The sequence below is a fragment of the Streptomyces sp. SKN60 genome, from assembly GCF_026236535.1.
GTDB lineage: Bacteria > Actinomycetota > Actinomycetes > Streptomycetales > Streptomycetaceae > Streptomyces.
This window is the reverse complement of record NZ_JAHTMW010000004.1, coordinates 329953-351190: the sequence shown is the minus strand read 5'-3', so window position 1 is coordinate 351190 and position 21238 is coordinate 329953. Positions and strand designations below refer to the sequence as shown.

The following is a 21238-nucleotide window of genomic DNA, read 5'->3' as shown; positions in this document are numbered from 1 at the left end:
CACGGCCTACGGCGCCGAACCCGTCACCAGATCCCGGGCGGCCGACGCGAACGCCGCCCGGTTCGGGTGCCCCGTCTTCTGCAGGAGGCTCGACACATGCTTCTCCACCGTGCGCGGCGAGATGTGCAGCCGGCCCGCGATGTCACGGTTGCCGAAGCGCTCCGCGAGCAGCCGCGCCACCTCGAACTCCCGCACCGTGATCCCGCACCGGCGCAGCGGCGCGGGCACCCGGTCGGTGCCGGAGCGGCGCTGCCGCACCGGGGCGCCCATGGCGCGCAGCAGTCCGCGGCAGGCACCGGCCACGGCCGGCAGGGCGGCGGCGTGGAAGAACTCCTCCGCCTCGCGCGCCCAGTCGGCCGGGGCGCCCCAGCCGTCCTCGTACGCGGCGGCCGCCACCAGCCGCATCCCCAGCCGGCCCGCCAGCGGATAGGGCGCCGCGGCGGCCAGCGCCGCCCCGGCCGCCGCCGTCGCCTCCGCCGCCCGCCCCTCACGGCCGAGCAGCACCGCGTCGGCGAGCCCCGCGAACGGCCGGTTCCAGCGGGCCGCCGCGGCCCCCGCCGCGAGCGCCCGGTCGTGGTGCCGCCGCCCGGCCCGCCCCGCGAGCACACCGCACAGCAGCGCCACCCCGTGCCGGCCGAAGTCACCCGTCGCCGGATTCTCCGCGTCGTACGCGAGGGCCTGCGCGAACTCCCGCTCGGCCGCCTCGTGGTCCTCCTCCAGGAGCGAGCAGAACCCCCGCGCGAGCCCGAACTCCATCGCCCGAAGCCCCGGCGCCGCGTCCGCCACCGGCGCGAGCCGTGCGAGGGCCTCCCGCAGCTCGTCCCGCCGCCCCCGGTGCGCGACCCGCACCGCCTCGGCGAGCCGCCACAACGCCACCGCCCGCCCCATGCCCCGGCGCGCCGCGTCCTCCTCCCCGTCCCGGATCAGCTCCCCGGCCGCCCCGAACGCCCCGCGCCGCACCCCGTCGAGCGCGAGCGCGAACCCCGTCTCGTGCGCCTGCGGCGCGAGCCCCGCCCGCTCGGCCGCCCGCCGGGTCTCCTCCACGGCCGCCGTGAGCCCGTCCCGCCGCATCGCGAGCCGCGCCAGACACCCGTCGGCGGCGATCCGCAGCGCCCCGTCGCCCGGCGTGAGCGCGGCAAGCGCCCGCGCCCTGGCGAACCGTTCCGCCGCGCCCTGCCCGTCCTGGTCCTGGGTGAGCCGCCCGAGCGCGAGCAGCGCCCACCCGGTGGCCCCGGGCAGGCCCGCGGCATGCGCGGCGTCGACCGCCCGGCGGGCCGCCCCCGTGGCGGTGCGAAGCCGCTCGGGCGCGAGCCGGCCCGGCTCGACCCGCGCCGCGGCCAGCTCGACCAGGGCGGTGGCCCCGTGGTCGCCGCCCGCCTCACCCAGCGTCCAGCGCGCCAGATCCAGGCGCCGCAGCGCCTCCTCGGGCCGCCCGGCCAGCGCGTGCACCTGCGCGATCCGCGCGTGCAGACCGGCCCGGCGGGCCGCCGCGAGCCCGGGCCCGTCGGCCGGCAGCTCCAGGGCCTCCCCGGGGAGGGCGTCCAGCCGCCCGGTCAGCAGGACCGCGTCCAGCAGCCCCTCCCACACCTCCGCCCGCAGCTCCGCCGGAACCGCCGGGGACAGCAGCCCGCGCGCGGTGGTGAGCAGCGTCAGCGCCTGCTCCGGAGCCCCCTCGGCACCGGCCCGCCGCGCCCCCTCCACATACCGCCGCAGCGCCTCCGCCGGGTCGCCCGCGCTCGCGTGCAGCGCCGCGGCCCGGGCACACCACGGGCCCGGCAGCCCCGGGTGCAGCTCCGCCACGGCGAGCGCGGCGCACCGGGCGGCCCGGACCCGGTCGGCCGGGGGAAGGACGGCGGCGAGGGCCCGGGCGGCCAGGGGATGCCGGAAGACGTAGGCCGCGGGATCGTCCGGATCGGGCGCCAGCAGATGCGCGTCGGCCGCCGCCCGCAGCAGCGCGCCCGCCCGTGCCTCCTCGACGCCTGCCGCGCGCGCCACCTCGTACACCGCGCACCGCTCCCCGAACAGGGCGGCCACAGCGAGGAGTCGCACCGCACCCGGCCCCAACCGCTCGGCCCGCCGCCGCACATTCGCCGCGACCGCCTCCGGCACGTCCGCGGGGCCGCCCTCCCGCCCGTACTCGCGTACCAACTCCCGTACGAGAAAGGGAAGTCCGGCGGACTCGTCGCGCACCCGGCGCAGCAGCTCAGCCGGCAGCGGCGTCCTGCCGTACTCGGCCGCGGCCAGGCGCCGGACGTCCTGCGGGCCGAGCGGCGGCAGGTCGAGACGGTGGTGGGCGCCGGCGGCGAGGGCGTTCGCCGGGCCCGGGCCGGGGGAGACGGTGGCGAGCAGCACCACCGGCACCGACGGCAGCTGGTCGAGGAGGTAGTCGACGACGGCGAGGGTTCCCGGATCGGCCTCGTGCAGATCGTCGAGCACGAGCAGGAACCCCCGCCGTCCGGCGGCCGAGGCGACGGTGCGGAGGACCGCCTCGGCCGCCGCCAGGGGCGGCACGCCGCTCCTCCCCCCGAGGAGCCGGGCCAGGACCCGCCGGTGGCCGCCCGTTCCCCCCGGTGCGGGCAGTCCCTCGGTCCTCGCCAGTGCCAGCAGCGCCTCGGCCAGCGGCCGGTAGGGGACGGCCGGGCCCACGGTCCCCGTCCTGCCGTGGGCCGCGCCCATCCCCGCGGCCCGCGCCGCGGCGACGGCCGAGCCGGCGAACCGGGTCTTCCCCACGCCCGGTTCACCGCTGACGACCACCACCGCGCCCCGTCCCGAACGGGCGTCCCCGAGGGCCGCGGCGACCCGGCTCATCCGGTCGCCCCGGCCCACGAGTCCGCCGGGTCCCGGATCGGTACAGGCGTACGGCTCCGTCATCTGCGCCTTCCCCTCCGGCCCCGCCCGGCGGCGCGTGCCGGGGACGACGATAGGAAGGACGGGGGTGCCCCCTGCAGCCGTCCGTTTGGGGGGCTTGCGTGCCGGGGGCACCCGGCGGGGAGACTGTCCCCGTCGCGGAGGTCAGGCCTCGAGACTGTCCTCGCGGACCCGCCGGGCCAGGTCGATCTTGGTGTAGGCGGGGCGGCCGGCCTGCCGGTACTTGGCCTTGACCCGGTCGAGGTAGTCCTTCGCGGTGTGCACGGTGATCCCGGCGCGCCGGGCGGCGGACTTCAGGGTCAGGCCCGAGGCGTAGTCGAGCAGGATCTGCCGCTCGCGCGGCGAGAGGCTGGGGCGGGAGGGGCTGCTGTCGTGCGCGCAGGCGAAGGCGAGTTCGGGGGAGTGGGAGCCGTGGCCCGCCACGATGTCCTGGACGGCGGCGACCAGGGTGGACAGGTCGTTGTCCTTGGTCAGATAGCCGTCGGCGCCGGCCCGTACGGACTCGATGATCCGGGTGCGGTCGGGCACCGTGCTGATCATCAGGACCCGGGTGCCGGTGGCGACCAGCCGCCGGATGTTGTCGGTGGGCGTGGAGCCGTCGCGCAGCAGCAGGTCGAGCAGCACGATGTCGGACGGCGGGCCGGCCTCCGACCCCGGTGTGCCGGCCAGGAGTTCGCCGACGGTGGCCGCCGTGGCGACCACCCGGAGCCCGGGCACGCCGCCGAGCCAGGACCGCATGCCGTCGAGCAGCATCCGGTCGTCGTCGACCACGGCCACGCTGATCACGCCGCTCACGCCGGCCATCGCAGCTCCACCCGTACGCCCTCGCCGGGCGCGGTGTCGACGACGGCCCGGCCGCCGACCTCGGTCATCCGGGAGTGGATCGAGCCGCGCAGCCCGAAGCCGGGCACATGGTCCTCGGGGTCGAAGCCGGGGCCGCGGTCGACGACGGTGATCACCGCCCCGCTGCCGTCGGTGTCACCGGTCGCGGTAAGCCAGGCGTGTCCGGTGCCGGCGTGCCGCCGTACGTTGTTCAGGGCCTCGCGGGCGGCGTCGGCGAAGGCCCCGGCGACGGCGGGCGGCACCTCGGGGAGCCGGTGGTACTGGGCGGTGACCCGCAGCCGCAGGCTCTCCACGGAGCTGACGGCCTCCTCCAGGGCGGCGCCCAGGCCGGGGTGGTGGACCTCCTCGGCGGTCTGCTGGACGAGCCGCCGCAGATAGGCGGCCTCGCGGCCGCAGCGCTCGCGCACCTCGGGGGCGTTGGCGTCGACGCCGCCGGCCGCGAGGGTGGTGAGGGTGGCGAGCACGGTGTCGTGCAGGGCGCGGTGGTGGTCGAGCCGTTCGGCGTAGCGGGCCTTCTGGGCCTCGGCGGCGAGCGCCCGGGCGTTGGCCTCGTCGAGCAGCCGGCCCTGCCGGCGCAGGTACCACCACATCACCCAGGCCATCGCGGCCGAGGACAGCAGCGAGTTGAGGTGTCCGCCGAGCACGGCCCGGCCGGCGCCGACGAGGTGGTAACCGGCGAGATGGGTCGCGACGAGCAGCCCGAGGCCGGCCAGGGCCTGGGCGCGGGGGAGCGCGACGGCGGCGACGGCGCTGGCCGAGCCGCCGAGCAGCATCGCCCAGCCGATCGCCGGGGTCTCCCGGACCCCGCCCCAGGCGTAGAGGGCGAGGGGCAGCGCGCAGCCGGTGACCAGGACGTCGGCCCGCACGTGCCGCGGGTCGAACCAGCCGCGCCGCAGCCCGCTCCCGTAGGTGAGCAGGCTGAGCCCGAGGGCGGCGGCGATGCCCAGGTACGGGACGGGGTGCCCGTCGCGGCGCTGGGCGACGGCGAGCACGCCGACGGTCAGATGGCTCGCCCGGTACAGCAGGGTGGTGAGCATCATGAAGGACCGGGCCCGCTGGAGGGCCGAGCCCACTCCCTCCGGCCGGCGCAGCGCGCGTGTCCACCCCATCGATAAGGACCCCACCGGCAAGACGTGCCTCCCATACCACCGTGCCCGACTGCCCCCGTCGCCCCGCATTGTGCCCGAGCGGGCATCCGCCGACAGGGCTGCTACCAGCCGTTTTGCGGACGGTGTGAAGGCGGTGTGCGCGAGCTGTGGCGACCGGTCGTACTCGGGGGTAACAGGCCCGTACCGAGGGCTTGTTGAGGGCGGCAGGTCCATGCTTCCCTCGGGGGGACCAGCCTGCTTACCGCGGGTAATGCCTTGTCCGGAGCCGGAAGAAGGAACCCCCATGCCCTCACCCCGTGAGCCTCGTCCCCGCCCCCGCCCCGGGTCCCCGCGCGGCCGGGTCCGCCGGCGCCCCGTCGGCTCCCTCGCCGCCGCGCTCGCGCTGCTCGCCGCCGTCGCCGGCTCCGGCGTCGTCGCCTCCCCGGCCGCCGCGGCGCCCGCCCCCGCCCGTACCACCGCCGACGGACTGCTGCGCGAGGTGATGTTCGTCGGCAACAACTGGGACGGCACCGCCGATGTCATCGAGTCCGCGGGCGAGTTGCGCCGGATCGGCCGGGTGAACGTCATCCCCGACCGCGAGGAGCGGATGCGGGAGATCTACCTCGACCCGATCAAGCTGGCCTTCTTCCTCGGCGTGCGCAGCGGGCCGGGCGAGGGCCACGACCAGTTCGTCGACGACATGTACGCCACCCCCGACGGCTCCGCCATGGTGGTCTCCCGGCCCAGCTTCGCCGACGTCGTCTCCGTCGACCTGCGCACCGGGCGGATCAACTGGCGGTTCCCGGTGGCCGGTTACCGCTCCGACCACATGGCCGTCTCGCCCGACGGCACCCGGGTCGCGGTCTCCGCCTCCACCGCCAACACGGTGCACGTCCTCGACATCGTCACCGGCCGCCAGGTCGGCTCCTTCAAGACCGGCGACAAGCCCCACGAGAACGTCTTCACCTCCGACGGACTGCTGTGGAACATGTCCATCGGCGAGGTCACCACCGCGCTCGACGCGCCCTGGCTCGACTGGACCAAGGGCGACCGCAGGATCACCGTCGTGGACGCGAACACCTTCCAGACCGTGCGCGTCATCGACATGCGCGAACGACTCGACGCCTTCGGCCGCGGCGACCTCTCCGACGCCGTGCGCCCGCTCGTCTTCACCCCCGACGAGAAGAAGATCTACTTCCAGGTGTCCTTCTTCAACGGCTTCCTCGAATACGACGTCGCCACCGACCGCGTCACGCGCCTGAAGAACCTGCCCGGCAACCCGGACCTGAACCCCGACCGCACCACCTGGGTCAACGACTCCCGCCACCACGGCCTGTCGATGAGCCCCGACGGCACCAAGCTGTGCGTCGCCGGGACCATGGACGACTACACGACCGTCGTCGACCGCGCCACCCTCCAGGAGGGCCCGCTGGTCGAGACCGCCAAGCCCTACTGGGCCACCGTCAGCGGCGACGGCCGCTCCTGCGTGGTCTCCGAGAGCGGCGCCGACCGGGTCAGCGCCATCGACTTCACGACCGGGCGGCGGGTCGCCTCCGTCCAGGTCGGCGACCACCCCCAGCGGGTCCGGCTCGCCCACGTCCCCGCCGACTGGACCGGCCCCACGGCCCCCTGAACGCTCCCTCCCTCCCTCCCCGTTCCTCACCCGAAGGACACCGTGAAGAGAACACTTCTGGGGGCCGCGCTCGCCGCGGCCCTCCTGGCTGCCGGGACACCGGCCGCCGCACCCGCCTCCGTCACGGAATCCGTGACCGTCACCGACGCCGGCACCGCCCTCGCCGACAGCTGGCAGCCCCCGCTGAGCACCCGCGGCCGCCATGTCGTCGACGCGAACGGCAACCGCTTCAAGCTCAAGTCCGGCAACTGGCACGGCGCCCAGGGCTCCTGGAACGGCTCCGGCGACCTCGCCGACCCGGCAAGCCACCACGACGCCGAGAAGTCCGACCAGCTTCCCCTCGGCCTCGACCGCAAACCCCTCGCCGGAATTCTGGCCGACTTCCACGCCCTCGGCCTCAACAGCCTCCGGCTGCCCTTCTCCAACGAGATGCTGCACGACACCCGGCCCGTCCCGGACGCCGCCGTCGCCGCCAACCCCGAGCTCCGCGGCCGCACCCCGCTCCAGGTCTTCGACGCGGTGATCGCCGCGACCACCGCCGAGGGCTTCGCGGTCGTCCTCAACAACCACACCAACACCTCCCGTTGGTGCTGCGGCCTCGACGGCAACGAACGCTGGAACACCAGCCAGTCCACCGCCCAGTGGGAGAACGACTGGCTGTTCCTCGCCCAGCGCTACAAGGCCAACAAGCGGGTCGTCGGCGCCGACCTCTACAACGAGGTCCGCCGCACGATCATGGACGACGCCAACTGGGGCTGGGGCGACGACCACGACTGGTGGACCGCCACCCAGCGCCTCGGCGACCGCCTCCTCACCGAGGCCAACCCCGACCTCCTCGTCATCGTCGAGGGCATCAACTGGCAGGGCATCCCCGCCGACGGACTCTTCCACTGGCGCCCCACCCTGGAACCCGCCCGCACCCTCTCCCACACCCTCGTGGCCTCGAACAAACTGGTCTACTCGGCCCACTTCTACGGCTACACCGGGCCGAACCACACCGGCGCCACCGGCACCGGCGAGACCCACGACTGGCGCTACCAGGAACTCTCCCGCGACGAACTCTTCGCGACCCTGCACCGCCAGGCCTTCTTCGTCACCGCCGACACCGAACGGCACTACACCGCCCCCGTCTGGATCAGCGAGTTCGGCATCGGCGCCGACGAGACCGACCCCCAGGCCCGCGCCTGGTTCACCCACTTCGTCGACTACCTGATCGCCACCGACGCCGACTTCGCCTACTGGCCGCTCGTCGGCTTCACCGGCCACGGACGCTGGAAGCTCCTCGACTACGACCCCGCGGGCCGGCGTTCCGGCCTCCTCGACGGCACCGACTGGCGGGCCCCCGACTGGCAGCGCCTCGTCACCGCCCCCGCCACGACCGGGCCCGTCCCGGTCACCGACACCTGGGACATGCTCAACCTGGACCACGCCGACGCCGTCCAGTCCCTGCGCACCCGGGCCGGCGGCGACTGGGACTCCGGCGCCCGCAAGGGCGTCTGCCCCGACGGGCAGCGGCTCATCGGCCTCGCCCACCGCGACGGACGCGGCCTGTGCACCGACGCCGGCGCACGCGGCCTCACCGCACCCACCGGACCGGTCACCGTGGTCCGCGACGAGCGCTTTGTGAAGGAGGGCGACTGGGCCGGCGGCTACACCAAACTCCAGTGCCCCCAGGGCCAGTTCGCGACCGGCTACAGCGTCCGCGGCCAGGCCGTCTCCGCCCTGCTCTGCACCGGAGCGAGCCGCGCCCTGCCGCTGACGGGCCGCACCCTGTGGTTCGACCGCGGCGACAACCGCCCCGCCGGCGCCACGGGCGCCCCCGGCGGCGAGTTCGCCGAGGGCGACTACAAGGGCCAGTGCGCCACCACCGAGTACGTCGCGGGCCTCGCCTTCACCGGCGCCTGGGCCAAGGGCAAGACCCCCGACGCCCTGCTCTGCCGCACCCTGTAGCACCTGTCGCGACACGACGAAGGGCCCGCCGGACAAGCGCCGGCGGGCCCTTCGTACGTACGTCGGCTGATTAGGTCCGGGTGACCTTCACCTCGTACAGCGAATAGCCCCAGCCGGTGCCCCGCTTCTCGCCGTGCACCCGCACATAGCGGGCCTGCTGCGAGGCGAACTCGGCCGTGTCGTAACCACCGTCACCGGCGTCCGTGGACCACACGGAACGCCAGTTCGCGCCGTCGTCCGACAGCTCGATCCGGTAGGCCTTGCCGAAGGCGGCCTCCCAGTCCAGGGTGACCCGGCCGATCCGGCGCGACTCGCCCAGGTCCACCTGCCACCACTGGTCGTCCGACCACTCGCTGGCCCAGCGGGTGCCGGTGTCGCCGTCGGTGGCGAGGCCCGGCGAGTAGTCCACGAACGGGTTCCACCACTGGGTGGTCGACGCGCCGGTGGGCCGGCCGGAGGCCAGGTTGACGCCCATCTCGTGCTGCTCGGTCGCCTTCCACGTGCGCAGATACGACTCCGCGCCCTTCGCCAGCTCGTCCACCACACCAGGACCGCCCGGGGTGAGCCGGATCTGCTCGACCCAGTCCGGGACCAGGCCGTTGTGCGCGGCGCCGTCCTTGTTCAGGTCCCAGGTGCGCTCACCCGTCACCTGCCGGTCGAGCGTCGCACCGCCGTCGAAGCTCTTGAAGGGGTACTTCACGGCGTTCGGCGCGTCCTCGCCGAGCGCGCCCGGCCAGCCGCCGACACCGTTCATGTCGGTGCCGTAGCCGAGGCCGACGCCGTACTTCTTGCGCAGGTCCGCCTTCTGCGCGGCCTCGCCGATGAAGCCCTCGGCGCCGTGCATGTACTCGGCGACGAAACCGCCGAGACGGTAGACCCGCTCGGTCCAGTCCAGGTCCATCCAGCTGTGGCTGGAGATGACGCCCGGGTACTCCTCGGCCTCGAGCATGTCGAGCGCCCGGCCCGCGGCCTTCACGCTCATGTGGTCGAGCTCCAGCATCATCCCGCGCTGCATCATCCCCTTCAGGGCGTGCTCGCCGAGCCGGGTCAGACCGCGGGTGTTGCACTGCGCGTCCGAGGCGTACGAGGGCACGGTCACGCCCGCCGGCAGCTTCTCGGCCATCGCGGCGGGCGCCGCCGCCAGCCCGATCGGGTTGTCGTGCTGCGGGCCCGCGCACTTCTCGGTCGCCCAGAAGGTGCCGGTCGACAGGAACTGGCCGATGTTCACGGCGACACCGGTGGTGCCGCTGTCGAAGCGCACACCGCACAGCGCGTTGTCGAACTTGTGGCACAGGAACATGCTGCGCACGCCGAGCCCGTACAGCTCGTCCAGGCCCTTGTCGATGTCGGCCTGGCTGCACTGCGGGACGTCGAGGATCATCTTGCAGCCGAACGGCTCCGAGGTCTCCACGCCGAGCACGACCGCGAGCTTGCCCTGCTCGATCACCGAACGGGCCTGCGCCGCGTCCGTGACGATGCGGAACCAGCCCTTGCCCGGGCCGCCGTACATCGAGTCGACGTAGTCCTGCAGCTCGTAGGACTTCCGCGCCTCCAGGCGGATCGCGTCCATCTCGTCGCAGCCGCGGTCGCGCGGCAGGATCGAGCAGATCAGCCCGTTGGTCACCAGGTCGTTGACCAGGACCCGCTGGCCGCCGCGCCAGGCGCGCTCGACCCAGGCGTAGTAGTTCTGCTGGTGGCTCAGCGAGTTGTTGGCGGGCCAGTCCTTGAACGTGGGCCAGCCGACCGGGTCGTGCTTGCCGTTGTCACCGCCGGTGAGGTGCTCGAAGAGGGCGCCCGAGCCGTCGGGGTAGTGCTCGGGACAGTCCTTGAGCGCCTCGGCGATTCCGGCCGTGGAGAAGGTCTGGCCGCAGATCATGCGGCCGCCGAAGCCCTCGTTGGACATCAGGTGGTTGTGCGCGTCGACGAAGCCGCGCACGTTTCCCGACGCGTCCGTCCCCTTGAACGGGGCGCCGGTGACGTTGATCTGCGAATCGGGCGCCGGCCGTGCGGTGGGCTCCCACCACTGGCCGCCGGTGTCGGCGGCGGGGACCGGGCCGGCGCCGAAGACGACGGTGGCCAGTGCGATGAACAGGGCCACGAGGGCGAATCGGCCGCCCGGCCCGCGTGTGGATGGTCGAATCATGGTCATCGATGCCTTCGGTCATGGGGGATACCGGGCTGCGAGCCGTCCTGGGTGTTTCTGGCGGTAACAGTGGGCTCGCGCCGAGGATCGCGGTGAACCACCAGTGAGTCAAGAGTCCGGGTCAAACGACCTGTTGGCGATCGAGAGCCGCCCTCAGCCGCCGATCAGCGCCACCAGCTGATCCGCCGTCGCATCGAGGAGCGCCTCGGCCGCCTGCTCGTCGCCGAGCACCAGATACTGCAGCGTCAGCCCGTCGATCGTCGCCGCGAGCACCCGCGCGACCAGCTCCACCGGCACCTTCGGCGTCACCCCGAGCACGGCGCACACCTGCCCCACCAGGACCGCGGCGGACGCCACGTACTGCTCGTACTGCGCCCGCGCCAGATGCTCGAAGCCCTCCTCGCGCAGCGCGTACTGGGTCAGCTCGTACGTCAGCATGTGCTCGGCCGGATGAGCCCGCACATGCTCCCAGTACGTCCCGAGCGCGCCCCGCACGGTCTCGCGCAGCGTCGCCCGCGGCTCGACCGCCGACATCACCCGGGCCACGTAGTTCCCGGTGATCGACCCGATGGCCGCCTCCAGGAGCTCCTGCTTGGAGTCGAAGCAGTAGTGGAAGACGCTCAGCGACACCTCCGCCTCGGCGCAGATCGCCCGCGTCGTCGCCCGCCCCACCCCGTCCCTGGCCATGACCCGGACCGCCGCCTCCACCAACTGCCGGCGCCGTTCCGCCGACGGCATCCGCCCCATGCTGCCTCCTCGCGTCGAGGCGCCAGGTTAACCGCACCGCCGGTCACATCACCGGGTACGCCCCCTGGAACGCGAGCCGCGCGTCCGCGTCGGCGCCGATCGCGTCGAGGAGCCGTACGGCGGCGTCGTGCACCGCGCGCAGGTGTGCCACGAGCCGGGGCGGGGCGGACAGCCGGATCAGGAGCTCGGCCGCGGCCTCCGGGAGCGGGGGCAGGGGCGGGTCGTCGAGGGCGTCGAGGGCGAGCGAGCGCAGCGCGGGCATCGGGTCAAGGTAGCGGGTGCCGCGAACTGATGGGTGCACAACTCTTGTCAGTGCAATTTCACATTACTATTTTACTGCTCAGCCGGTGAACCCGACATCCGTCAACTCCCCTATGAGTCAGGGGAGTTCACCGCGCATGCAGCCATCCCCCACGCCCTCCTCAGGAGCCCAGGTGTCCCAGCGCAGACTCGTGCGTACCTCCCTGCTCGCCACCGCCGTCGCGGTGACCCTCCTCGCCGCGGGCCAGGCCACGACCCAGGCCGCCGAACCCGCGGCCGCCCCGGCCCCGGCGCCCGCCCCGCTCCCCGCCGCGTTCGGCGCGCCCGGGCAGAACCCCTTCGACGAGGTCGAGCACCTCGCCAACCCCCGTACGGCCAAGCCCACTCCGCCCACCGCCCCCGGCGGCGCCGGGGCCAAGGCCCGGATCCCCGGCCCCGCGCCCAAGGCCAAGGGTGCGAAGGCCCGCACCGCCTTCGCCGCCGGCGTGCCCTGCACCCTCGACGGAGTCACCGGCCTCTCGCCCGAGCAGTTCGCGGACTTCCTCGCCGACCCGGCCGTCACCGCCGACGGCTGTCTGCGCGACCTCATCTGGACCTGGGACGCCCGACTGGCCCCGGTCATGTCCGACGCCCACGTCCAGGCCGTCTCACGCCGCATCTCGTCCCTCGCGGCCGCCCACGACGGACGCAACTCCACCCATCTGGAGGAGATGTTCACCTACCTCCACGCGGTGGCTTACCACGACTTCTCCCGCACCGAGATCGACATCACCGACGCCCCGACCGTCGACGCCGTCCGCCGCGCCATCGCCGACTTCGGCAACGCCGCCCACACCTTCGACGTCACCGCCACCAACGCCGCCACCCTGCGCGAGGCCCTCTACATCGGCAGCGCCCCCGGCCTGCGCCAGTACCAGCTCGGCCTGATCGTGAAGGTCCTCGCCACCATGGACGGCGCGCACTCCGCGACCAACCAGGACCCCACCTGGGCGGGCGCCGCCCTCGCCGCGCTCTCCGTCAACTACCTGGGGATCTACCCGGGCAACCAGGACACCGCCTTCCACGCCGCCGCCAAGGCCGACCCGGCCTACCGCGCCGCCTTCAAGGCCTTCTCCGGCTACACCCACCTCAAGGGCACCGCCAACGCCTGGGTGGTCCGCGACGCGCTCTCCGAGTACGGCCGCTTCGGCCAGATATCCGGCCTCCAGCCGGCCGTCGTCGCCGACCTCGGCGCCCTCCTCGCCTCCGTCGAGTCCGGCTTCGGCTACGGCAGCCAGCCGTGGGCCAAGATCGTCAGCTGGCTCAACACCTACGACGCCTGCGCGCCCTACAACGTCTGCAAGGCCGACATCGAGAAGCGCCTCTTCCCCTACACGTACAGCTACGACAACGGCGGCATCAAGGTCCGCACCGCCCTCGACCGCGCCACCGTCGACCAGCTCTACTACGCCAGCAAGCAGGTCAAGGCCCAGTTCCACCGCGTCCTCGGCACCGACACGCCCCTCACCGGCGACCCCAACAGCACCCTGAACATCGTGCTGTACGCCTCGCGCGCCGACTACGAGAACTACCACCCGCTGCTCACCGGGTACGACACCAACAACGGCGGCATCTACATCGAGAACGGCGCCACCTTCTACACCTACCAGCGGCGCGTCCCGCAGGACTCCACGCTGACCCTCGAAGAGCTCTTCCGGCACGAGTACACCCACTACCTCAACGGACGGTTCGCCGTCCCCGGCTTCTTCGGCGAGGGCCCCTGGTACCAGGGCGACCGCACCACCGCCATGGACGAGGGCACCGCCGAGTTCTTCGACGGCGCCACCCGCGACAACGGCATCGTCGTCCGCAAGTCCCTGGTCCGCGGCATCATCAACGACACCGCCGGCGGCGGCCCCCGCATGAACGTGCGCCAGCTCCTGCACGCCACCTACGACGGCGACGGCTTCCGCTTCTACAACTACGCGGGCACCTTCTTCGAGTTCCTGTGGGCCGAGCGCCCCAGCCTGCTCCGCGAGATGTACGGGCGCCTGCGCGCGAACGACGTCGCCGGCTACGACGCCTGGCGCGAACGCCTCAGCGCCGACCCCGGCCTCCAGGCCGCGTACGACCGCTTCCTGGACACGCAGATCGCCAAGGTCGACGACCTCTACGTGCCCAACACCACGTTCACCCCCAACGACCGGCTCACCTACTCGACCGTCGTCGGCGTGAAGACCGCCTTCGAAGGGGCCACGTACAGCAACCCGGACTGTGTCGAGAACGGCGACACCGGCAAGCGGCGCTTCATCTGCACCGGAAGGATCACGGCGAACCTGAGTAACTGGAGCAGCGACGACCAGAACTTCAAGGACATGTCCGAGACCGTCGACTACTTCGTCCTCGACCGCGCCCGTGAGTCCGGGCTGAACAACCTGGCCGACATGAACTGCAGCTTCGGACCGATCGAGATCTGGTCCAACCGGGTCGCGGGCACGTCGAGCTACCGCTGCGAGGGCCCGCTGCGCAGCTGACCGACCGTCAATCGTGCCCAGGGGCAGCAGCCCCTGGGCACCGCCTGAAGAATGTGACATATTACTGCCGTGCCCAAGAGACACTCCCTGGACGCCGTGATCATCGGTGCCGGCGTGATCGGAGCCGCCTGCGCCTACTTCGCGGCCCGCTCCGGCCTCTCCGTCGCCGTCGTCGACCGCGGTCCCGTCGCGGGCGGCACCACCGGTGCCGGGGAAGGCAACCTGCTCGTCTCCGACAAGGGGACGGGCCCCGAGCTCGACCTCGCGCTGCTGTCCACGAGACTCTGGCGCGAACTGTCCGACGCACTCCCGCCGGACATCGAGTACGAGCCGAAGGGTGGGCTCGTCGTGGCGCACGACGAGCCCACCCTGAAGGCCCTCAGAGCCTTCGCCGAGTCCCAACGAGAATCGGGCGTACGGGCCGAGGAAATCCAGGCTCAGGACCTGACCGCACTCGAACCCCACCTGGCCCCCTCCCACACAGGCGGCTTCCTCTACCCCCAGGACGCCCAGGTCCAGCCGGCCAAGGCGGCGGCCCACCTGCTCGCAGCCTCCGGCGCCACGACCTACCTGGGCGAAGAGGTCACCGGGATCCTCCGTACCCCCTCCGGCACCGTCACCGGCGTCCGCACACCCCGCCGCGAACTCCTCGCACCCGCCGTGGTGAACGCCGCGGGCACATGGGGCGGCGAGATCGCCGCACTCGCCGGCGCGCACCTGCCCGTACTGCCCCGCCGGGGCTTCGTACTGGTCACGGAACCGCTGCCGCCGCTCGTCCGCCACAAGGTGTACGCGGCCGACTACGTCGCCGACGTGGCCAGCGACTCCGCGAACCTCCAGTCCTCGGCCGTCGTGGAGGGCACCCCGGCGGGCCCGGTCCTGATCGGCGCGACCCGCGAACGCGTGGGCTTCGACCGCACGCTCTCCCCGCAGGCCCTCCAGCGCCTCGCCGCGCAGGCGGCCGCACTCTTCCCGATCCTGTCCGACGTGGACGTCATCCGGGCGTACCACGGCTTCCGCCCCTACCTCCCGGACCATCTCCCGGCGATCGGCCCGGACCACCGGGTGCCGGGCCTGTTCCACGCGTGCGGCCACGAGGGAGCGGGCATCGGCCTGGCCCCGGCGACGGCGGCACTGATCGCAGCCGCCCTCACGGGCGCGGAACCCCCCCTCGACCTGGCACCCTTCGCACCCCACCGGGACTTCGACGGACACGGCGGGGGAGCGGAATGAGGAACGGAAGTGGCGGCCACCGGAGCGGCCACCACGCACCCACCCACCCACACCGGAGCGCCCCGTGTCCTACACGCTGACCTTCGACGGCCGTGAACTCCCGGCCCAGGAGGGCCAGTCCGTCGCCGCCGTCCTCTGGTCGGCCGGCATCCTCGCCTGGCGCGCCACCCGCACCGACGGCGCGCCGCGCGGCGCCTTCTGCGGTATCGGCCAGTGCTACGACTGCCTCGTCACCGTCAACGGGCGCCCGAACCAGCGCGCCTGTCTGCTGCCCGCCCGCCCCGGCGACACCGTCACCACCCAGGAAGGAACGGGCCGTGCCGCGCTCGAAGACTGAACTGGCCGTCGTCGGAGCCGGCCCGGCCGGACTCGCCGCCGCCGTCACGGCCGCGGACCTCGGCCTGACCGTCACGCTGCTCGACGCGGGCGCCCGCCCGGGCGGCCAGTACTACCGCCACCCCGCGCCCGAGCTCGCCGCGACCCGCCCACAGGCGGCGACCGCGCACCACGACCACCGCACCTTCACCACGCTGCTTGCGCGCCTCAGGTCCCACCAAGCGGCGGGCCGCATCAGCTACCTCCCGCACCACCACGTCTGGTCCGTCACCCGCACCGACCCCACCTGGACCCTCCACACCCGCACCACCGAATCGGCTCCGTCCACCAGCAGCCCGCCCACCCCCGTCACCGCCCCCGCCGTACTCCTCGCCACCGGCTCGTACGAGCGCCACCTCCCCTTCCCCGGCTGGACCCTCCCGGGCGTGGTCGGTGCGGGCGGAGCGCAGGCGATGCTGAAGGGCGGCCTGGTGCTCCCGGGCCGCCGGATCGTGGTGGCCGGCAGCGGCCCGCTGCTGCTCGCGGTCGCCGGTTCGCTGGCCGGCGCCGGAGCCCGGGTCCCGGCGGTCGTGGAGGCCGCCGCGTACACCGCCTACGCGACCGGCGGCGCGGCCGCCACCGCCGCGCTGCTCCGCAACCCGGCGAAGCTCGCCGAGGGCGCCCGCCACGGCGCCGCGCTCCTGCGGGCGCACACCCGCCTCCTCACCCGCCACGCCGTCGTCGAGGCGCACGGCACCGACCGGGTGGAGGCCGTCACGGTCGCCCGCCTGGACCGCGACTGGCGGCCGGTGCCCGGCACATCCCGCCGCATCCCGTGCGACGCGCTGGCCGTCGGCCACGGCCTGGTCCCCGAACTGTCCCTGGCCACCGCCCTGGGCTGCGCCACCCGTACGGCCCCGGACGACACGGTCGCCCTCGCGCTCGACGCGGACCTGCGCACCTCCGTCCCGGGCGTCTGGTCGGCGGGGGAGACCGGCGGCATCGGCGGCGCGCAACTCGCCGTCGCCGAGGGCACCTTGGCGGCCCACTCCATCGCGCACGCACCCGCCCCGACCCGCCTCCGCCGCACCCGCACCCGCCTGCGCGCCTTCGCCGACGTGATGGGCGCCGCCCACCGCCCCGGCACCGGCTGGCAGCACTGGCTGCCCGACGCGACGGACGTGTGCCGCTGCGAGGAGGTCCCGGCGGGCCGGATCCGCGAGGCCCTGGCGGACCTGGGCGCGCGCGACGCACGGACCGTCAAACTGCTGACCCGCGCGGGCATGGGCTGGTGTCAGGGCCGCATGTGCGGCCCGGCGGTGTCCGCGCTGTGCGCGACGGCAGACACAGGCACAGGCACCGCCGCCGGCGCAGACACCGGCGCAACGGACCAGGAGCAGCCCGCCCCCGACCGCCGCCCCCTCGCCTGCCCCGTCCCGCTCCGCGACCTCGCCCAACTCCCGCCGCCCGCAGCGGATTGATCGCCTCCGGCCCCCTTGTGGCCGACCCGCACCCACCAATAAAATGTCACACACTACTAAGGAGCTGCTGATGAGCGTCACCACCTCGCACTGGAGTCCCGCCCGCCCCTGGCGCGGCATCATGGTCGCCACCACCCTTCCCCTCCGCCCCGATCTCTCCGTCGACTACGACGCCTATGCCGAGCACGTGCGCTGGCTGATCGACAACGGCTGCGACGGCGTCGTCCCCAACGGCTCGCTGGGGGAGTACCAGACCCTCACGCCCGAGGAGCGGGCCCGGGTGGTCCGTACGGCGGTCGAGGCGGCCGGCGACGGCGCGCGGGTGATGCCCGGGGTCGCCGCGTACGGCAGTGCCGAGTCCCGCCGCTGGGCGGAGCAGGCCGCTGAGGCCGGCGCCGGATCCGTTCTGCTCCTGCCGCCGAACGCCTACCGGGCCGACGAGTCGGCGGTGCTCGCGCACTACGCGGAGGTCGCGGGCGTCGGCCTGCCGGTCGTCGCGTACAACAACCCCATCGACACCAAGGTCGACCTGACCCCGCCGCTCCTCGCCCGGCTGCACGCGGCCGGACACATCGTGGCGGTGAAGGAGTTCAGCGGCGATGTGCGCCGGGCGTACGAGATCGCCGAACTCGCCCCGGACCTCGACCTGTTGATCGGCGCGGACGACGTCCTGCTGGAGCTGGCCCTGGCCGGTGCGGTGGGCTGGATCGCCGGATACCCGAACGCGCTGCCGGCCTCCTGCGCCACCCTCTACCGCGCCGCCACCGCCGGCGACCTCGCCACCGCACTGCCGCTCTACCGGGCGCTGCACCCGCTGCTCCGCTGGGACTCCAAGACGGAGTTCGTCCAGGCCATCAAGGCCTCGATGGACCTCGCCGGCCGCCCCGGCGGCCCGACCCGGGCGCCGCGGCTCCCGCTGACCGGCACCACGGCGAGCGCCGTGCGCGCCGCCACCGAAAAGGCCCTGGCCGACGGCCACCACTGACCGGCCATGACTGACCGGCCATCACTGAGACGGCGCCACCACTGACCGGAGGGAACCGACCCATGCGCACCCGTCACGTCTTCCACGCGGTGGACTCGCACACCGAGGGCATGCCCACCCGGGTGATCACCGGCGGCGTCGGGGTGATCCCCGGCGCCACCATGGCCGAGAAGCGGCTGCACTTCATCGAGCACCTGGACCATCTGCGCACGCTCCTCATGTACGAGCCGCGCGGGCACGCCGCCATGAGCGGCGCGATCCTGCAGCCGCCCACCCGCCCCGACGCCGACTACGGCGTGCTGTTCATCGAGGTGTCCGGGCTGCTCCCGATGTGCGGCCACGGCACGATCGGCGTCGCCACCGTCCTCGTCGAGACCGGCATGGTGCCGGTCACCGAACCCGTGACCACGGTCCGGCTCGACACCCCGGCCGGCCTGGTCAGCGTGGACGTCCGCGTGGAGGACGGCGCGGCGACCGCCGTCACCCTCACCAACGTGCCCGCCTTCTCGGTCGGCCTGGACCTCAAGGCCGAGGTCCCCGGCTTCGGCACCGTCACCTACGACCTGGCCTACGGCGGCAACTTCTACGCCTTCGTGGAACTCGACGCGCTCGGCCTGCCCTTCGACCGGGACCGCAAGGAGGACCTGCTCGCCGCCGGGCTCGCCCTGATGGAGGTGGTGAACGCGGGCCCGGACCGCCCGGTGCACCCGGAGGACCCGGCGGTGTCCGGCCTCAAGCACGTCTATCTCGCCGCCCCCGGCTCCGACGCCCGCCGCTCCCGGCACGCGATGGCCATCCACCCCGGCTGGTTCGACCGCTCCCCGTGCGGTACGGGCACCAGCGCGCGGATGGCGCAGCTGCACGCGCGCGGACTCCTGCCGCTCGACACGGACTTCGTCAACGAGTCCTTCATCGGCACCGAGTTCACCGGCCGACTCGTCCGCGCGACCACGGTCGCCGGCCGCCCGGCCGTCGTCCCCACCGTCACCGGACGGGCCTGGATCACCGGCACCGCCCAGTACTTCCTCGACCCCACCGACCCCTTCCCCGCGGGATTCCTCCTGTGACCGCCACCCCTTTCCCCGCACCCTTCACCGGGGTGCGCACCACCGACTACCACACGGCCGGCGAGCCCTTCCGCATCGTCGACCTCGCGGACCTCACGGGCTCCGGCCTCCCGCCGGTGCCCGGCGACACCGTCGCCGAACGCCGCGCCACCCTCCTCACCCCGCCCCGGCCCGGCAGCGCCGCCGGCCACGGCGGGGGCACCAACCCGCGCCCCGGCCCGCACGACGACCTGCGCCGGCTGCTCGTCCGGGAGCCGCGCGGCCATGCCGGGATGTACGGCGGGCTCGTCGTCCCGCCGGACGACGACGGCGCCCATCTGGGCGTCCTGTTCTGGCACAAGGACGGCTGGTCCACGGCCTGCGGACACGGCACCATCGCGCTCGGCGCCTGGGCGGTCGACTCCGGCCGGGTCGCCGCGCCCGCCGACGGCGACGCCCAGGTCCGTATCGACGTGCCGTCCGGCCGGGTGACCGCGACCGTGCACCGCGCGGGCGGCCGCACCACCGGGGTCACCTTCCGCAACGTGCCCGCGCGGGTCGCGGCCCGCAAGGTGCCCGTCACCACCAGCCTCGGCACGGTCGAGGTGGACCTCGCACACGCCGGCGCCTGCTACGCGGCGCTGCCCGCCGCCGCACTCGGCCTCACCGTCGAGGTGGCCCGGCTCGCCGCCCTGACCCGCGCCGGTCAGGAGATCCGCACGGCGCTCGCGGACCACCCGGCGACCCGCGACCCGGCGGACCCGCGGCTCTCCGGGGTGTACGGCGTGATCCTGTACGAGGAGCTGCCCGACACCCCGCGCGGCCCGCACCAGCGCAATGTGACCGTCTTCGCCGACGGCCAGATCGACCGCTCGCCCTGCGGTTCCGGCACCTCCGCCCGGCTCGCCCTGCTCGCCGACGAGGGCCGCCTGACGGAGGGTGAGGAGCTGACCCACACCTCGATCATCGGCACGGTCTTCACCGGCCGTGTCCTGCCGGCGCGGCCGGGCGCCGCCGGTAGGGTCACGGAGGTGACCGGCACCGCCCACCGCACCGGCGAGCACCGCTTCGTGCTCGACCCGGACGACACCCTCGGCACGGGATTCACCCTGTGAACCCCGAGATCCCCGATTCCCCGGAGGTCTCCGAGTCCTCGGAGACCTCCACCCCCCTCGTCCTCGACGCGGCAGCCGTGACCCGGCTGCTGCCCCCGGCCGCGGCCGCCGACGCGCTCGCCGCGGCCCTCCGCGACGGGCTCGACCCGGAGTCCGCCGCGCCGCGCACCGCCGTACCGGTGCCGGCCGGTGAACTCCTGCTGATGCCCGCCGCGTCCGCGTCCTGGGCCGGGGTGAAGGTCGCCGGGGTGGCGCCCGGCAACCCGGCCCGCGGCCTGCCCCGGATCACCGGCAGCTATCTGCTCCTGGACGGGCCGACCCTGCGCCCGGTGGCCGTCCTCGACGGTGCCGCGCTCACCGCCCTGCGTACCCCGGCGGTGTCCGCCCTGGCGATCCGTCACCTCACCGCGCCCGGCCGCCCGGTGCGGCTGCTGCTTTTCGGCTCGGGGCCGCAGGCGTACAGGCATCTGGCGGCGGTGCTCGCCGAACGCGGGGTCGCCGACGTCGTGGTGGTGGCCCGCGACCCCGGCCGGGCGGCCCGGCTCGCCGCGCACGCCCGGGACCACGGCGTGCCGAAGGCCCGTACGGGCACGGCCGGGGACGTGCCGGACGCGGACCTCGTGGTGTGCTGCACCACCGCCCGTACCCCGCTCTTCGACGGGCGGCTCGTCGCGCCCGGCGCCACGGTCGTGGCCGTCGGCTCGCACGAACCGGACGCGCGCGAGACCGACTCGGAGCTGGTGCGGCGGTCCGCCGTCTACGTGGAGTCGCGGGCCGCCGCGGCCCGCGAGGCCGGTGATCTGCTGATCCCGGAGGCGGAGGGGGTGATCGGCCCCGGTCACCCGGCCGGCACGCTCGCCGATCTGGTCACCGGCCGGGCGGCCCCGCCCGGCCCCGCCGTTCCCCGTCTCTTCAAGAGCGTCGGCATGGCCTGGGAGGACCTCGCGGTCGCCGTCGCCGTGTACGGCGCTGCCCGCACCGCACAGGGCAGGTCGGCCTGAGAAACGTGACATTGTA

The 21238-nt window shown here is 74.1% G+C and carries 16 protein-coding genes; 10 read left to right on the top strand and 6 right to left on the bottom strand.

Translation table 11 applies throughout. The features are described from left to right. Nucleotides 1–6: 6 nt before the first annotated feature. The 3 genes from KV205_RS09435 to KV205_RS09425 form a co-directional block, all read right to left on the bottom strand. The gene (locus tag KV205_RS09435) at nucleotides 7–2871 is read right to left on the bottom strand and encodes a LuxR family transcriptional regulator (RefSeq protein WP_265863640.1); all 2865 of its coding nucleotides are present in this window, start codon (nucleotides 2869–2871) and stop codon (nucleotides 7–9) included. Nucleotides 2872–3012: 141 nt separating this feature from the next. Continuing rightward, nucleotides 3013–3672 (bottom strand): response regulator transcription factor, encoded by a 660-nt coding sequence (locus KV205_RS09430; protein WP_265863639.1) that lies wholly within the window; start codon nucleotides 3670–3672, stop codon nucleotides 3013–3015. Beyond that, nucleotides 3660–4820, bottom strand: a complete 1161-nt coding sequence (locus KV205_RS09425) for a sensor histidine kinase (protein ID WP_265863638.1) — start codon at nucleotides 4818–4820, stop codon at nucleotides 3660–3662. Before KV205_RS09425 ends, KV205_RS09430 begins: the two co-directional genes overlap by 13 nt. Before the next feature lie 283 nt (nucleotides 4821–5103). On the opposite strand from KV205_RS09425, the gene KV205_RS09420 reads away from it, so the two are divergent. Continuing rightward, entirely contained in the window at nucleotides 5104–6432 is a 1329-nt protein-coding gene (locus KV205_RS09420) for a YncE family protein (protein ID WP_265863637.1), read from the top strand. A gap of 42 nt (nucleotides 6433–6474) precedes the next feature. Continuing rightward, nucleotides 6475–8382: a glycoside hydrolase family 5 protein gene (locus tag KV205_RS09415; protein ID WP_265863636.1), complete on the top strand. Its 1908-nt coding sequence runs from the start codon at nucleotides 6475–6477 to the stop codon at nucleotides 8380–8382. Nucleotides 8383–8452: 70 nt separating this feature from the next. Here the strand turns inward: KV205_RS09415 and KV205_RS09410 are convergent, their stop codons facing one another. From KV205_RS09410 to KV205_RS09400, 3 genes are all read right to left on the bottom strand, one after another. Continuing rightward, nucleotides 8453–10525: a discoidin domain-containing protein gene (locus KV205_RS09410; RefSeq protein WP_265863635.1), complete on the bottom strand. Its 2073-nt coding sequence runs from the start codon at nucleotides 10523–10525 to the stop codon at nucleotides 8453–8455. A 153-nt stretch (nucleotides 10526–10678) separates the two neighbouring features. Continuing rightward, nucleotides 10679–11272: a TetR/AcrR family transcriptional regulator gene (locus KV205_RS09405; protein ID WP_265863633.1), complete on the bottom strand. Its 594-nt coding sequence runs from the start codon at nucleotides 11270–11272 to the stop codon at nucleotides 10679–10681. Nucleotides 11273–11315: 43 nt separating this feature from the next. Then, entirely contained in the window at nucleotides 11316–11534 is a 219-nt protein-coding gene (locus KV205_RS09400) for a hypothetical protein (protein ID WP_306806277.1), read from the bottom strand. Between the two features lie 172 nt (nucleotides 11535–11706). Between KV205_RS09400 and KV205_RS09395 the strand changes: the two genes are divergently transcribed. From KV205_RS09395 to KV205_RS09360, 8 genes are all read left to right on the top strand, one after another. After that, nucleotides 11707–14046, top strand: a complete 2340-nt coding sequence (locus KV205_RS09395; protein ID WP_265863632.1) for a collagenase — start codon at nucleotides 11707–11709, stop codon at nucleotides 14044–14046. A 69-nt stretch (nucleotides 14047–14115) separates the two neighbouring features. Continuing rightward, nucleotides 14116–15279 carry an FAD-binding oxidoreductase gene (locus KV205_RS09390; protein ID WP_265863631.1) on the top strand — a complete coding sequence of 388 codons (1164 nt, stop codon included), beginning with the start codon at nucleotides 14116–14118 and terminating at the stop codon, nucleotides 15277–15279. 64 nt (nucleotides 15280–15343) lie between these two features. Further along, on the top strand, nucleotides 15344–15616 hold the full coding sequence (locus KV205_RS09385) for a (2Fe-2S)-binding protein (RefSeq protein ID WP_265863630.1): 273 nt from the start codon (nucleotides 15344–15346) through the stop codon (nucleotides 15614–15616). Continuing rightward, nucleotides 15597–17075 carry an NAD(P)/FAD-dependent oxidoreductase gene (locus KV205_RS09380; RefSeq protein ID WP_265863628.1) on the top strand — a complete coding sequence of 493 codons (1479 nt, stop codon included), beginning with the start codon at nucleotides 15597–15599 and terminating at the stop codon, nucleotides 17073–17075. Before KV205_RS09385 ends, KV205_RS09380 begins: the two co-directional genes overlap by 20 nt. A 70-nt stretch (nucleotides 17076–17145) precedes the next feature. Next, complete coding sequence (locus tag KV205_RS09375; protein WP_265863627.1) at nucleotides 17146–18060, top strand: dihydrodipicolinate synthase family protein; 915 nt, start codon at nucleotides 17146–17148, stop codon at nucleotides 18058–18060. 62 nt (nucleotides 18061–18122) lie between these two features. Continuing rightward, nucleotides 18123–19127: a proline racemase family protein gene (locus tag KV205_RS09370; RefSeq protein ID WP_265863625.1), complete on the top strand. Its 1005-nt coding sequence runs from the start codon at nucleotides 18123–18125 to the stop codon at nucleotides 19125–19127. Beyond that, nucleotides 19124–20221 (top strand): proline racemase family protein, encoded by a 1098-nt coding sequence (locus KV205_RS09365; RefSeq protein WP_374214649.1) that lies wholly within the window; start codon nucleotides 19124–19126, stop codon nucleotides 20219–20221. The genes KV205_RS09370 and KV205_RS09365 overlap by 4 nt, the downstream gene beginning before the upstream one ends. Then, nucleotides 20218–21222, top strand: coding sequence for an ornithine cyclodeaminase family protein (locus tag KV205_RS09360; protein ID WP_265863624.1), 1005 nt, complete (start codon nucleotides 20218–20220; stop codon nucleotides 21220–21222). Before KV205_RS09365 ends, KV205_RS09360 begins: the two co-directional genes overlap by 4 nt. The last annotated feature ends 16 nt before the right edge of the window (nucleotides 21223–21238 follow it).

Excerpts from the sequence above, each read along its gene's own strand:
- KV205_RS09405 (WP_265863633.1), bottom strand. The coding sequence starts at position 11,272 with ATGGGGCGGATGCCGTCGGCGGAACGGCGCCGGCAGTTGGTGGAGGCG.
- KV205_RS09370 (WP_265863625.1), top strand. The coding sequence starts at position 18,123 with ATGCGCACCCGTCACGTCTTCCACGCGGTGGACTCGCACACCGAGGGC.
- KV205_RS09425 (WP_265863638.1), bottom strand. The coding sequence starts at position 4,820 with ATGGGGTGGACACGCGCGCTGCGCCGGCCGGAGGGAGTGGGCTCGGCC.
- KV205_RS09410 (WP_265863635.1), bottom strand. The coding sequence starts at position 10,525 with ATGATTCGACCATCCACACGCGGGCCGGGCGGCCGATTCGCCCTCGTG.
- KV205_RS09400 (WP_306806277.1), bottom strand. The coding sequence starts at position 11,534 with ATGCCCGCGCTGCGCTCGCTCGCCCTCGACGCCCTCGACGACCCGCCC.
- KV205_RS09420 (WP_265863637.1), top strand. The coding sequence starts at position 5,104 with ATGCCCTCACCCCGTGAGCCTCGTCCCCGCCCCCGCCCCGGGTCCCCG.
- KV205_RS09435 (WP_265863640.1), bottom strand. The coding sequence starts at position 2,871 with ATGACGGAGCCGTACGCCTGTACCGATCCGGGACCCGGCGGACTCGTG.
- KV205_RS09375 (WP_265863627.1), top strand. The coding sequence starts at position 17,146 with ATGAGCGTCACCACCTCGCACTGGAGTCCCGCCCGCCCCTGGCGCGGC.
- KV205_RS09430 (WP_265863639.1), bottom strand. The coding sequence starts at position 3,672 with ATGGCCGGCGTGAGCGGCGTGATCAGCGTGGCCGTGGTCGACGACGAC.